Below are 14534 nucleotides of genomic sequence, written 5' to 3'. Positions count from 1 at the left end.
AATAAAACATAATTTAGTGCTTTTACCATTACTATTACATTCAGTAGCATATGTTAAACCATGTAACAATATAATAACAAGACTGCTGACATTTAACCATCTACTACGCTAAGAAAATGTAAATTAGCCATTGAACCCTGTAATTTATAGATGTCGAGTTCATTAATAGTTAAATTCAAATAATTTCGATACAAGGAAACCGAGTGCAGGTTATACATTAGTATAGTCAGCGAGGATGAAAATGTAGCGAATTTATATGTATTTGACTATACATGGAGTTATGACTGTAAAAAATGCCACCATGACTAATAGTAGATATCGGTACAAAAATTAAAAATCACGGATTTAAAAACGGATTAAATTACCCTTGCGAGTGATACATGAATAAAACTGAGAATAATATGGATAATTCAAACCTTATTGAAAACTGGCAACAAGTCAGTCAACAGGTAAAACAAGCATGTGATAATGCTAGAAGACAATCTGGTAGCGTTATATTGTTAGCTGTTTCCAAAACCAAGCCAGCCGATATGATTTCTGCTTTGGCTCAGAAGGGGCAGCGTCATTTTGGTGAAAATTATCTACAAGAAGCTCTCGAAAAAATTAATACTTTAAAGTCTCAACCCGAAGGTCAAGGAATAGTTTGGCACTATATTGGCAGTATCCAACGTAACAAGACCCGCGATATTGCTGAGAGTTTTGATTGGGTGCAAACGGTTGAGCGCGACATTATTGCCAAACGTTTAAATGATCAACGTCCAGCTGAACTGCCACCATTGAACGTACTAATTCAATTAAATATCGACAATGAAGAAAGTAAATCAGGTTGTCTGCCAGATCAGCTACTGGAATTGGTAACCACTATCAAAGCATATGAGAGACTACAGTTACGTGGTTTGATGATTATTCCTGCCAAGTCAGATACTGGTGCATTTGCTCGTACTAAGCAACTATTTGAGGAGGTTAAAGAAAAGCATCCAGAGCTGAATGGTTGGGATACACTGAGTATGGGTATGAGTGGCGATATGACGGAAGCCATAGCCAATGGCTCGACGATGGTGCGTGTCGGCACTGGCATATTTGGTGCACGAGCTTAATCTTAATTTGCTAATGCTAGGTAATCGGTAGGGTATGTCATCAATGAGATCATCAGGACGAAAATAAGAATGTTTTGATTGATGACATTATCCTAGATTCATTAGGTGCTATTTATCAGGTGCTATTTATTAAACAATCTCATCGATTTTGGTCACCAGCATTTGAGTTATTTTGAGATTGTCGGTCGCGATAATCTCAAATCGATAATTGGCATACTCGACCGTGTCTGTTTTCTTTGGGATTTTTCGTAACATATACATCATAAAACCACTGAGTGTCTCGTAGTTTTGACTGCGGGGCAGATTAACAATATCTAACGCACGAACCACATCTTCAATAGGCGTCATTCCATCGATTAACCACGAGTTATCCGTCCGTTGCACAATAGGCTGCTCCTCTAGCGTCACAAGCTCACCCATGACGATGCTCATCACATCTTTGAGCGTGATGACTCCTACTACTAATCCATACTCATTGACGATTACGGCAAAGTCAGCGCCCGTAGATTTGAACATCTCCAACACTTCAAATAAAGACAAAGTATCAGGGACGAAAAGGGCAGGCATTAATAGTTCTTTGCTCGTTAAGCTGACTTCTTGCTGGTTGAGCACTAACGCGAGAAAGCTACGTGATTCCACATAGCCCACAATGTGCTCTAAATCATCGTCATGACAAACCAAGAATTTGTTGTGCGGTTGATCGATCATCACTTCGACCACTTTTTCAGTACTTGTCTTGGTATCAAAATAAACGATGTTTTCGCGCGGATTCATTACTGAAGTCACCGTACGTTCTTGCATATCAAAGATGTTTTCTATCAGATGGTGTTCCTGCTTTTTGAGTACCCCAGCTTCAGCACCAGCATCCATCACGGCATAAATATCTTCTGGCGTCATATCGTCTTGGCGTGTGGTGGAGATACCTAGTACTTCAAAGAGAACGTTTGCCGCACCATCAAATATCCAAATTACTGGTTTCAAAACAAAAATCAAAAGCATCATTGGTCGTACGAGTCGCACGGCTATATTCTCTGTGTTTGACATTGCCAATCGTCTGGGCATTAAGTCGGCGAGCAGAGAAAATAAACTGGTAATCAGTACAAAGGATATAACGGATGACACCGCTTCATTGTTCACCAAAACCCGCAAGTAAGGGCTGATGGCTGACTCACCTACTGCACCAGCTGAAATCGCGACAGCGTTTAAAACGACTTGTACAACAGTAATAAAGCTGCCAGGGTTCTCCTGCATTTTAAGGACGTCAAATGCGCGAACATCCCCTTCTTTTGCCATGATTTGCAGCTTAATTTTGCGACCCGCTGCGATAGCAATCTCAGCTGCAGAGACAAAGGCACTGAGAGCCAGTAGTAAAATAAGAAAGACACTAGCAGTTAGCAAACTCATGAGATACTCGGTAAAAAGGATAAGGATTAACAAGAAAGGTAATTGGTTGAATGTAAAAAATAAGCGGCTAGGGTTAAAAGGTAGGTATTATTGATAGAAATTCGGTTTATAGAACCTAAAAAAGCTGGGCAAGCACCCAGCTAGTCATAAAGTATTTTAGTTTTTGGCAAAACATGAGGCTATAAGCGCCGCCTAAACCCCTAGGTAATAGAAGTCAGGCAAATAGAGACGCTGAATGTTATTTAACCTTATGTTACTTAGCCTTTGATTGACCATTTATTTACTAGAGGATAACGGCGTTCGCGCCCGAAAGCTTTGTGGCTGATTTTAGTGCCAATCGGTGATTGCAGACGCTTGTACTCGCTATTGTCTACCATTTGAATGACTTTTGCGACCATCTCAGCATCAAAGCCTTTATCAATAATATCTTGATAGCCCATGTCTTCATCGATATATGACATAAGAATGCCATCTAAGATATCGTAGTCAGGTAAGCTGTCTTGATCTTTTTGATCTGGACGCAATTCAGCAGATGGTGGACGAGTAATGACACGCTCGGGAATGACTGGGGTATCTTCTAAGCGATTGCGATAGCTGGCTAGCTTATAGACCTGTGACTTATAAACATCTTTTAGTACGTCAAAGCCGCCTGCCATATCACCGTATAACGTCGAGTAGCCAACTGCCAACTCAGACTTATTACCAGTAGTGATGACCAAGTGACCAAATTTATTAGACAATGCCATCAGAACCACACCACGCGCACGTGCTTGAATGTTTTCTTCGGTAGTATCTGCCGGTGACTTGTTAAATAGAGGCGCTAGGGTATGACGGATACCTTCGACAGCATCAAAGATAGGACAAACGGTATAAGACACATTCAAACGACGTGCTTGTGCTTGTGCATCTTCTAAACTGATTTGCGATGTATATTCGTAAGGCATCATTACCGCGTATACCTTGTCAGCGCCCAACGCGTCAACGGCGATACATAGCGTCAATGCTGAATCAATACCACCTGATAGACCAACGATAATGCCAGAGAATCCTGAGTGGTTCACATAGTCACGTAAGCCGACGACCAATGCTTGGTACATCTCTGATTCACGGCTCAAGGTCAAAGGTGCTTTGACTTGGCTATCAAACTTAGCAGTCTTGACATCTAAAGTAGCTAGCAGTAACTGATTCATAAAGCGCGGTGCTTCGTGTGCGACGCTACCATCAGCTTGTACGGCCATGGAGCCACCGTCAAATACTAAATCATCTTGACCACCAACGGCATTGACATAAACGATAGGTAAGTTGTTTTCACGGCTGCGTTTGGCAAGCATGGTCTTACGGTTTTCTTGTTTTTCGATCTCGAAAGGTGACGCATTTAAGCTAACAACCAGATCGGCTCCTTGCTTTTTAAGCTCAGCAATCGGGCCTTTTTCCCATAAGTCTTCACAAATGAGTAGGCCAATGGTGATGCCTTTATAATCAAACAAGACTTGATTGCGACCTTTATCAAAGTAACGACGCTCATCAAAAACGCCATAATTTGGTAAGATTTGCTTATGATAAAAGCCTTTTTGATGGCCATTATGTAGGATAGCAGCAGAGTTAAACGTGCCATGATGATCGACATGTGGGTAGCCAACAATCATCACGATATCGTTGATATCACTTAAGCTAGATAAAGCGCTTTTGACACGACCCGATAAGCTTGGACGCAGTAATAAATCTTGTGGAGGATAGCCAAGTAGTGCTAGCTCTGGGAAGATAATGACATCTGCACCTTGCTTGCGTGCTTCTAATGCTAATGTACGCATTTTTTCGGCATTGGCAGTGATATCACCAACCAAAAAATGTGATTGGGCCAAAGCAAAAGTAACGGTGTCTTGTGGTTTCTTAGTCTTGTTGGCCTCGGTTGAGGGGGTTATATTGGGATTATCAGTGTCTTTTGACATTTTTATTGTTCCTATCGATATATTATTTAAAATTTGATGGGTCAGTATTGATTTAAAATAAAATCAAAGTAAGTCCGAAATTAACTAAAAATAGCACTTTTTCATATCGAGTTCTAATATTGAACCTATATGATGAGCTTAAATTACGCGTAGGCTTTTATATGACGTTGGCAAACTACAGTGCTGACGAACGCTTACGCATAATATCCAAAATTATGACGCCGCTCTAAAGGTTAGATCTTATGATAGTCTATAGAAGGGCGATAAAAGAGGGTTGTGGCATATAGTTTGAAAAATACTGTGTTTGTATAACGGTCAAAATAAATAAGGCCAAACAAACTTAACTATATTGAAAAGCTTAAAATAATGACTTTAGTATAACATCAATTGTCGCGACAAATAGAACGCGCCAGTGAATTACCTTTCAAGGTATTGCTTTAAAGTGTGAATGTAGAATCAGTTATTAATGTATTGTTTTTACATACTAAACCCATGTATTGGCTTCTATCTATTCGTGTCATCATCTAGTAAGCTTACGCATAGAAAGTTGTAAGTAAAGATTACAACATAGCGTTATAATAGTCATCGTATTTTGTTGCATAATAAGCGGTGATAATCGCTTTGTTTTTATCTCACTTTAGTCAAAATTATAGCCAATATCTATGTTACGGTATTCTATGATCTAACGCTCTTAAATTAGATTTTACCCATATGTTTATGTTGGTGATTGACAACCCTCGCTAATGGATGCAGTTTATGGACGCGGTCTGTAAATTGCGGTTCATCTCACATTTATAAACTCGTCAGCAGAGTCATAATAGGTCTTTGCTGTGTGTACTTGGTTTATACGCTATGATTGAAAATTGGACAAAAGAGTTTATTATTCAGCGTTTACTGGCCATTACCTTATTGGTCGTGCTGTTTGTACTGTGTTTTCAGGTGATACAGTTTTTTATCGTGCCAGCACTGTGGGCAGCGATTTTAGCGTATGTGACTTTTCCTGTTTATAACTTTTTTTATGAAAAAGTAAAGCTAAGCCCTAATGTCAGCGCTGCCATCATGACGATGAGTATCTCGCTAATGATAGGTGTGCCACTTGTCATTGGTGTGTTTATCCTACAGCAAGAGGCGCTCAGTTTAATCAGTAATTTGATCTATCGTATAAAGGTTGGCTATCTAGATGTGCCGGACTCTGTTAAAGATTTACCTATCGTCGGTCAGCAAGTCAAAGATGTACTGTGGAGAATCAATAAAAACCCTGAAGGGACGTTAGAGACGTTTCGTCTTTGGGTGCAGTCACATTTATATTATGGCAAAGTCGCCTTTGATGTGGTGTTTAGTGGTCTTGCCAAGTTAGGCATGGCGCTGATGACGTTGTTTTTCTTTTATCGTGATGGTACTAGCTTGGTCCGCCAGATCCGTCAAGCACTGCGTAATATCATCGGCAATCGTATTGATGGTTATATTGACTCTGTGGGTACGACCACGCGTGCGGTGGTTTATGGTATTGGTTTAACAGCATTGGCACAGGCACTGCTTGCAGGTGTCGGTTATTACTTCGCTAGTGCGCCAAGTCCGATTTTATTGACTATTATAACCTTTATTATTGCATTGATTCCGTTTGGCACACCATTCGCTTGGGGCGCTGTCTCTATTTGGTTAATGAGTCAAGGTCATACGACAGAAGGTATTGGCTTGGCACTATGGGGTGTATTGGTTATCAGCTGGGTTGATAACTTAATCCGTCCTATTGTGATTAGTGGTGCGACCAAAATTCCTTTTATTATTATTTTCATTGGTGTGCTAGGTGGTTTGACGGCTTTCGGTTTCGTTGGTCTGTTTATTGGGCCTGTGGTATTGGCCATAGGACTTGCCGTTTGGCGTGAATGGATATCACAGCATAAAAATGAGATATTTTCGCCACAAGAGATAGAACTGTCTGATGACGACGCATTGCCACCAGTGAATGAGTCGCAATAAATAACAGCGATTCTACTACTAGAACCACTATTATTTGACTATGTTATAAAAACGATGAAGGGTAGGGTGAATACTATTAAGCATATTACTATTTTGGCTGATAGCAATATCGCCAGTTTGGACAAGTTTTTTAACGCATCTACACTTGGCCAAGCATCGGAGCAGGCTGTAGATATCATCACCGTTGCTGGACGAGATATCAACGCGTCATTACTTGCAGAACTGCAACCTGATATTCTGTTGATACGTTCTGTGACGCAAGTGAATGAGGCATTGCTGGCGAATAACGCCAGTGTCCAGTTTGTGGGTTCTGCAACCATCGGTACAGATCATGTCGATCAAGATTATTTAATGCAGCGCCACATCACTTTTGCCAATGCTGCTGGCTGTAGCAAGCATTCGGTTGCACAGTATGTATTGACAGCCGCATTGACGTTGCGTCCGCAGTATTGGCAGCAATCAGTTACTCTCGGTATTATCGGTCTTGGTAATATTGGTAGTACGCTTGTGCAGTATGCCAATGATTTGGGCTGGCAAGTATTAGGCTATGATCCATTATTACCAAAATCCAAGATAAATAATGCCAGTTTAGAGCAGGTGCTTAGCCAAAGCGATGTGGTCAGTCTGCATGTACCTTTGACAGACCAGAAGAGTGATGCACATTCTAGAGGCAGCAATTATCCAACACGGCATCTCATTGATGCAGAGGCGTTGGCTATGATGCCTGCGGATACAATACTGATTAATAGCGCGCGTGGGCCTGTGATTGAGGCAGATGCGCTGGTAGCAGATATTGAGCGTACTGGGCGACAAGTGGTGCTTGATGTGTTTGAGCACGAGCCTCAGATTGCTGAGCAATTATTATCTAAGCTTGCCTTCGCCACTCCGCATATCGCTGGCTATACGGTAGAAGGTAAGCTGCGTGGTACGCAAATCATTTATGATGCGCTATGTGAGAAACTGGCCGTTATACCTATCCAAACGATGCATGCGCTATTACCGCTTAACTTATTTCTATGGTCTGAATTAAAAGCACATCCGGACAGACTGATAAAGTTCTATGATATTCAGCAAGATGATGCCTCATTGAGAAGCAAAGAAATTGATGGGCAGATAAATGGCGCTGACTTTGATGGTTTGAGACGCGATTATCATCTACGTCGTGAGTGGCAGTTTTAAAAAATTCAAACACCCAATTCTTAAATCGATTATTTATCAATCGCAGTAGATAACAAATGACTCAATCAAATAACATTTCTTCGCAGCCGATTACTTCTAAGTCTATTAGTTCTAAGCTTATCTACGCACCGACCATGACATTGGCGATGGCGCAGCAGCGTGCGCAGTTTATGAGTAATATCCGTCAGTTTTTTGCTAAGCGACAAGTGTTAGAGGTGCAGACACCGCTACTGTCACAAGCAGGTAATACCGATACTTTTTTGCAGTCAGTCGCCGCGCAGGTTACTTATCGAGACAAACCACAGACCTATTATTTGCATACGTCACCTGAATTCGCTATGAAGCGTTTATTGGCCAGCTGGCAAGTGCCTATTTATCAGATTTGTCCTGTTTTTCGAGACAATGAAATAGGTGTGCGGCACAATATCGAATTTACGATGCTCGAATGGTATCAGCCAAATTATAGCTTAGATGATATAGCGACTGAACTGGGTGAGCTATTAGAAGCGCTTTACGGCAATGCAGTCGTAATGAGCCATTACCGTTATGTTGATGCCTTTATGGATTTTGTTGGTATTCATCCGTTAACTGCTAGCCTCGCCACACTACAGGCAGTAGCAGAAGATAAAGGCTTAACAGGTTTTGACTTTAACAGTGAGTTGAGCAGTGAAGTAAATACGGAAGAAGACCGTCGCCAGAGCTGGTTAGATTTGTTATTCAGCCATGCGGTTGAGCCAAATTTAGGCCATGATCTACCAACGTTAATTATAGAGTATCCGCCAGCGACCGCCGCATTGGCAAAAACGGCTTTGGACAAAGACGGTAATAAAATTGCCAAACGTTTTGAGCTATATATTAATGGTATCGAGATTGCCAATGCTTATGATGAGTTGGCAGATGGGCAAGCGTTAAAAGAGCGTTTTGAGCAAGATAACCAATTGCGTCAGCGTCATAACCTGCCACAAATGCCAATCGATGAGCATTTACTAGCGGCGTCTGATGATTTGATACCTTGTAGTGGTATTGCTGTCGGCGTAGATAGGCTACTAATGGTTATCACAGGAGCTAGTAGCCTAGAGGAAGTGATTCCGTTTCCAAGCGGCATGGCATAGTTTTTCTACAGAAAGTAGCTATTATTGCTCACTTAACAACCTACTCTCAAACGACAGCCATAAAAAAGCGAGTAAACCTTTCGGCTTACTCGCTTTTTTGCTTCAATGATTATAACTTTGCGATAGCTTCATCAATGGCTGTCTCACCATTTTGCATGCTAAAGACGGTCTTGATAGTATTGTCTGCCTTTAATACAGCAGCCAAAGTAGCAGCGACATCTTCAATTGAATTTTCGCCTGAGCTGTCATTATTGATGGTAATTTTGCCAGTGGCTTCACGCTCTTTTAGTGCGCCTGCCTGTATGATGGTGTAGTCCAAAGTGCTGTTGTTGATTAACCATTGGTCAGCATAGTGTTTACAGATATAGTATTCTTTTAAGTCGGCAATTTTATCCCATTTACTAGTATCTAACGAGAATACTGTGCTGAGCATAATATAGCGTTTGATGCCTTTGTCTTGCGTCGCTTGAATGGTCTTAACTGCACCATGTAAGTCTACTTCTAAAACGTCTTTACCACCTGAGCCTGCAACAAAATAAACAGCATCAATATCTTGATCTATTTGCTTTTGAATGGAGTCTTTTTCAGCCGTAATATCTAAGTCCAACTGGCTATAATTGTCATCCTTAAATAGCTTTTCTTCTTGACGGGTAGTACCAATCACTTGATGGTCATCAGCCAATAACTGCTTAACCAAATCAGTACCTACTCGACCACTTGCGCCAATTACTAAAATTTTCATCGTCATTCCTATTTTTATTTACGTTATCTTTATTTAAAAACTGAACACAGCGTAACAAGAATAGGCAGCACGCTTCGTTATGAAGCGTGCCGTTTGCATAGTGTTTGGTTATATAGTGTATAGGGTTTGCAAGGGGAGAAATAAAATAGGTATTGCTAATAATGGACGTTAGCATGGTAAAAAACCAAATGAAAAATGTCTGGTTAATGTTAGAAGTTAGCGCACCAATTTATTCAATCCATCCGCAAACGCTTTTTTATCGCGGTCACCGTAAGGCTTCTGTCCGCTCATCTCTTGTAGCTCCAAGACGCCAGTGCCACGCATGGTATCCATAAAATCACGCATATTGAGCTTTTGCTTGATATTATTTTTATCGTAGATCACACCGCGAGTGGTCAAAACCATGCCGCCTTTGTCCAAAATATCATTGGCTAAAGGTATGTCGCTTGTAATTGCCAGATCGCCTGGCTGTATTTGCTCAACGATATAATCGTCCGCCTTATCAAACCCTGACGGCACCACTGTCATAGTGAGCAGTGGTGACTTGCGCAGTTTAATCGACTGATTAGCGACGAATATCGCCATGGTTTGTGTGCGTTCAGCTGTTTTGATAATCAAATCTTTGGCTATCAATGGTACTGAATCCGCATCCACCCAAATCTGCATTATTTCTTAGCCTTTTCTGTTTTCGACTTAGCGTTGATAGCTTTATCTGACTGGCCATCTTCAATAGCCAACTCTGCACTTTCTACAGTAGGGTCAGCCGTGGTTAGACTATCTTCCACTTTTGGCTTGCTATCAATTGGAGAAGGTTTTTTCTCAAGTCCCATTTTATTGGGTAGAGTCGCGACGAGCTTGGCTAAAGCAGGCTCTAAATCGGCGACATCGTTCGGCATCAAAGTAATATGCGCAATTTTACGATCGTCACGTTCTTCTTTGTGGTAGCTATGATAGTGCGCACCATCTATATTTAGCACGGCGCTGATATCAGGGTATTGACCCAAGATATTGAGCATAATCGCTGGGTGTACATTGTCCGTATCACCTAGTGGTAGGTTAACGACTGCGCGAATATGGTTTTCAAACTGACTGGTAATAGCACCTTCAATACTCCAGTGCCCAGAGTTATGTACACGCGGCGCAATTTCGTTAGCAAGTAATGCATCATTACCGCGTTCGTCTTTGGTCACAAATAACTCCAGCGCCATGACACCAACATAGTCTAAATGGTTCATGACTGTGGTAATAGCATCGGTTGCTTGCTTAAGCAAATGGCTAGTTCCAACGGCAGGGGCTTGGGTTTTGGCTAAAATGCCATTGTGATGATGGTTTTCGACCAAGTCATAGCAACGAACCTGACCGTTTTGTGCACGTGCCGCAATCATAGACACTTCACGGCTAAAGTTAATAAAGCCTTCGGCAATTAATGGTGCTGGCGTCGGTGTGAGTGAGCCTTTTCCAGTGACTGCGTCTTTGAGTTCTTGCCAAGCGGCTTTAATATCGCTGTCTTGTTTGATGACGAATTGACCTTTGCCATCATAACCGCCGCGGCTGGTTTTTAGCACGATAGGCAATCCTAACTCATTACAAGCTTGCTTTAGTTCAGCTTCAGAATTGACAGCCATAAAGGGTACGGTGGCAATATCAAGCGAGTTAAACATCTGCTTTTCTTTTAAGCGATCTTGAGCAATGTCTAGCGCAATCAATGGTGGAAACATGCCTTGCTTGCTACCAGATTTCGATAATGCAGTAAGTTGTTCAACAGTCGCCGTCGGCGTGTTTTCAAACTCAAGAGTAAAAACATCAGCGGCTTCGATAAATGCTTCTAATTGCTCGCTATGAAAGACGCGACCGTATAGGCTGGCAGGGCAGTTGGCACTGTCTTCTAAAAACACACATTGGTAGCCTAGGGGCATGGCTGCTTCGGCAAGCATCATACCAAGCTGACCACCGCCTAAAATACCGATGGTACGAATGGTTTGGGTAACAGGATAAGCGTTTGCTGTAGTCATGGCAGGCTCTTTGAATAAAAGTGAATAAGGTTTTTGTACATTAAAATCTAAAAATCAATGGGTGAAAATAGGAAAAGGTGCACTGTATGCACCTTATATCTAATCGGACTTGCTTAAAGAACACAGTGTGAAAGCTTTTATCTTTTGGCTACCAATATTCAGGTATGTTCAATCAGCATTAAAAACTCTGCTATAAAAGCCGGCCAGTCTATGTGTACCTAGGCGTTGATAATACCTGGCGTTGGGCTGGCAAGAATGGTCTCTGTCTGAGACTGTCGCATCTGATCTAGCTTAGTAGCAATCGTGTCATCATGCAAGGCTAAGACTTGAATCGCAAGTAGAGCAGCATTGTAAGCACCTGCTGAGCCAATGGCCAGTGTGCCAACAGCGACACCTTTAGGCATTTGCACGATAGACAGTAGGCTATCCCAACCGCTAAGCATAGATGACTTTACAGGAACACCAAAGACAGGGAGTGGTGTTTGGCTAGCACACATACCGGGTAAGTGAGCGGCGCCGCCTGCACCAGCAATGATAACTTGTAAGCCGTTACCTTTCGCATTTTTGGCATAATCAAATAATCTATCAGGCGTACGATGTGCTGAGACCACTTCGCATTCAAAAGCGATATCGAAATCTGCTAGTAATTGTGCAGCGGCGCTCATGGTCGCCCAATCAGACTGTGAGCCCATGATGATGCCAACTTTCGGTTGACCAGCAGGAGAGGTGATAGGTCCGTTTTGCTCAACAGTGTTAACAGTTGCCGATGTGGTGCTCATGCGTTGATATCCTCAAAAAGACCATCATACAAAAATTTAGCCGCCTTCGTAAAGCCAAGTTTACGGTTTAATACGATAGATGCGTCAATATCGCCAATATTATGGGTTTATATGAATATTTTCATCATGGCGATATTGTATGAAGTTGCTGGCTTGTAATGGTAGCGGCTGCTCGGTATCGAGCTGATAGCAGGTAAGATAGCCACTGTCTACTGCTGCCGAATAGTCGGTACAGGCAACTTGTTGGCTCAGTGGTTCGGGCATACCAGTTAACCAATAATGTCCGACAAATACAGGTTTATGCGTCTTTAATGCAAAATCGATGTTTTCGGCCATGGCATCTTTCGGTATTTGAGCCATTGCTGATGAAGGCGCACGCGAGATCTCATGCAGTGTGCGCGACTCTAATTCATCAAGCCACCAGCGAACTCGTACACGTGAGCGTTCAGTACCTTCTTTATCGACCATGACCAGCCCGTCAGGCAGTGGTGTTTCCACGCCTTTTAATACTCGCTCTAAGGCTTCGAACTGTGTGGTATCTTCTTTGGCAGTGGCGATTAAGCCGTATGGGGTTAGGCAGTTGTTATCTGTCAATAATGGCATTAATACCGCCATACTATCTACATCCCAACAGGCATGCACAAAGCAAGCATAGTCCGTTTCAATCCATAATGGAATTTCATATAATCGCTGTAGCCAATATTGATGGCTCTCTGAACCAAATGGTAATTCGGCTAAAAATGCTTCATGTTGACGTGTGTGCACATCATTGTGCGAACGCAGATATTGGGTAGGACTATCAGGATTAGGGGTGGCAAAAGCCAGCGCATTGTATTCATGGTTGCCCATCACTGCATCAGCCACATCAGCATCTAGCATCGCAAAAACAATCTCTAATGTCGCCACTTGCTGTGAGCCACGGTCGATTAAATCACCGATAAATAGCGATCGATGACCTGCTGGCGGTATAAAGCACTCACCATTATGAACATACCCTAACTGTAGCAGCAGGCCGACTAATTTGTCTGCATAGCCGTGAATATCACCGATAATATCTATAATCATAATTAACTATCAAATCTTAATATATATAAAGTCGAAGAATACGCAACTGACAAGGCTAGGATAACGACTATCTACAATGATTTCAGAAGGCTACTATCGTTAGAAGCTACTATCGTTATAAGTTATGGTCGTTGAGAGTAGCCCTGTACCATTGCTGTTTTATTATCTCTAATCCAAGAGCTGTCTATTTAGAAGCTAGGAGATAATAACGCATTGATAAAGTGTGATAACACCCGTGGCTCTAGCACAATCGTCGCTATGACCCCGAAGGCACCACCCCACATGTGTGCCATGTGATTGATATTGGAGCCACCACGTTTGTCCGCATATATACTATAAGCGACATAAGCGACTGCAAATAAGATTGCAGGGATAGGAATGACTGCAAATAGATAGATTTTTTCCCACGGTGCTAGCAAAATAAAGGCGAACAATACTGCTGATACACCGCCCGAAGCACCAAGGCTTAAGTAGCTAGCATTCTTCTTATTCTTAAGGTAGCTTGGAATCATCGCAATGATAATGGCCAGTACGTAGAACACCACAAAACCATAACCGAATAAGAATGACTGATATAATCCTTCAATCGCGCGACCAAAAAAGTACAAGGTAAACATGTTGAAGAGCAGGTGCATGCTATCGGCATGAATAAAACCATGCGTCACAAAACGATCCCATTGACCATTATTTACCGCTGGTGGATAAAAAATAAGTCGATTGAATAACGCTTTATTTTGCCACGCTAATAAGCTAATAATAACGGTGATTATAATGATAAGGGTCGTATGATTGAACAAAGGAAAATCCTTAGGCCGCGCCTGATGTATGACAATGTTATAAATGGCAGTATTATAAATGCTGGCAGTGTTCAAAGCCTAAGCGTTACGGCTGAGTAAAAACCTACATATGACCAATAATTAATGATTAAATGTCGAATATTAATAATGAAGTCATACTAACAGTAGTTATGATGATACGAAAACTTATTGTGTGACAAAACAATGCATTTTCAGGCTGTTATAGTGAATAATATAACAATGTATCAGGCAGAATAAGTAATGCTTCGTATAATGACAGTAACTAGTACTAGTACTAATAGTAATGATGATTGATAGTAAGTAGAGCTGATGGTAACAGTCTCATCAATGATAGAAATATGCTAAGAATACGTTATTAGTAGACAAAACCAAAACCGAGATCGACACCAACACTCAA

12 protein-coding genes are annotated in these 14534 nt (G+C 41.7%); 4 read left to right on the top strand and 8 right to left on the bottom strand.

The features are described 5' to 3' along the window. Nucleotides 1-401 precede the first annotated feature (401 nt). Nucleotides 402-1097, top strand: coding sequence for a YggS family pyridoxal phosphate-dependent enzyme (locus JMW61_RS02525; protein ID WP_227687337.1), 696 nt, complete (start codon nucleotides 402-404; stop codon nucleotides 1095-1097). A gap of 129 nt (nucleotides 1098-1226) precedes the next feature. Here JMW61_RS02525 and JMW61_RS02520 read toward each other — a convergent pair whose 3' ends face one another. Both JMW61_RS02520 and JMW61_RS02515 read right to left on the bottom strand, forming a co-directional pair. Beyond that, a complete protein-coding gene (locus JMW61_RS02520) occupies nucleotides 1227-2501 on the bottom strand; it encodes a hemolysin family protein (RefSeq protein WP_197215786.1) in 1275 nt (424 codons plus the stop codon). A 257-nt stretch (nucleotides 2502-2758) separates the two neighbouring features. Further along, a complete protein-coding gene (locus tag JMW61_RS02515) occupies nucleotides 2759-4450 on the bottom strand; it encodes an NAD+ synthase (RefSeq protein WP_197215788.1) in 1692 nt (563 codons plus the stop codon). An 852-nt stretch (nucleotides 4451-5302) separates the two neighbouring features. Between JMW61_RS02515 and JMW61_RS02510 the strand changes: the two genes are divergently transcribed. The 3 genes from JMW61_RS02510 to epmA all read left to right on the top strand — a co-directional run bounded on the left by JMW61_RS02510 (nucleotide 5303) and on the right by epmA (nucleotide 8721). After that, nucleotides 5303-6430, top strand: coding sequence for an AI-2E family transporter (locus JMW61_RS02510; protein ID WP_110921819.1), 1128 nt, complete (start codon nucleotides 5303-5305; stop codon nucleotides 6428-6430). A gap of 75 nt (nucleotides 6431-6505) precedes the next feature. After that, on the top strand, nucleotides 6506-7609 hold the full coding sequence (locus JMW61_RS02505; RefSeq protein ID WP_201550325.1) for a 4-phosphoerythronate dehydrogenase: 1104 nt from the start codon (nucleotides 6506-6508) through the stop codon (nucleotides 7607-7609). Between the two features lie 56 nt (nucleotides 7610-7665). Continuing rightward, the gene (epmA, locus tag JMW61_RS02500; protein WP_201549207.1) at nucleotides 7666-8721 is read left to right on the top strand and encodes an EF-P lysine aminoacylase EpmA; all 1056 of its coding nucleotides are present in this window, start codon (nucleotides 7666-7668) and stop codon (nucleotides 8719-8721) included. Between the two features lie 109 nt (nucleotides 8722-8830). Here the strand turns inward: epmA and JMW61_RS02495 are convergent, their stop codons facing one another. The 6 genes from JMW61_RS02495 to JMW61_RS02470 form a co-directional block, all read right to left on the bottom strand. Beyond that, entirely contained in the window at nucleotides 8831-9463 is a 633-nt protein-coding gene (locus JMW61_RS02495) for an NAD(P)H-binding protein (RefSeq protein ID WP_201549199.1), read from the bottom strand. Nucleotides 9464-9679: 216 nt separating this feature from the next. Then, nucleotides 9680-10129 carry a YaiI/YqxD family protein gene (locus JMW61_RS02490; protein WP_197099776.1) on the bottom strand — a complete coding sequence of 150 codons (450 nt, stop codon included), beginning with the start codon at nucleotides 10127-10129 and terminating at the stop codon, nucleotides 9680-9682. Next, nucleotides 10129-11475 (bottom strand): 5-(carboxyamino)imidazole ribonucleotide synthase, encoded by a 1347-nt coding sequence (locus JMW61_RS02485; protein WP_201549197.1) that lies wholly within the window; start codon nucleotides 11473-11475, stop codon nucleotides 10129-10131. The genes JMW61_RS02490 and JMW61_RS02485 overlap by 1 nt, the downstream gene beginning before the upstream one ends. Nucleotides 11476-11693: 218 nt before the next feature. Then, entirely contained in the window at nucleotides 11694-12254 is a 561-nt protein-coding gene (gene purE, locus JMW61_RS02480; protein ID WP_201549195.1) for a 5-(carboxyamino)imidazole ribonucleotide mutase, read from the bottom strand. A gap of 99 nt (nucleotides 12255-12353) precedes the next feature. After that, complete coding sequence (locus JMW61_RS02475; RefSeq protein WP_201549193.1) at nucleotides 12354-13319, bottom strand: metallophosphoesterase; 966 nt, start codon at nucleotides 13317-13319, stop codon at nucleotides 12354-12356. Between the two features lie 188 nt (nucleotides 13320-13507). After that, nucleotides 13508-14116 carry a rhomboid family intramembrane serine protease gene (locus JMW61_RS02470; protein ID WP_110921813.1) on the bottom strand — a complete coding sequence of 203 codons (609 nt, stop codon included), beginning with the start codon at nucleotides 14114-14116 and terminating at the stop codon, nucleotides 13508-13510. Between the last annotated feature and the right edge of the window lie 418 nt (nucleotides 14117-14534).

Origin of the sequence: Psychrobacter fjordensis (assembly GCF_904845995.1) — a bacterium.
Lineage (GTDB): Bacteria > Pseudomonadota > Gammaproteobacteria > Pseudomonadales > Moraxellaceae > Psychrobacter > Psychrobacter fjordensis.
Note: the sequence above shows the minus strand (reverse complement) of the source record. Positions and strands in the feature narration are given on the sequence as shown.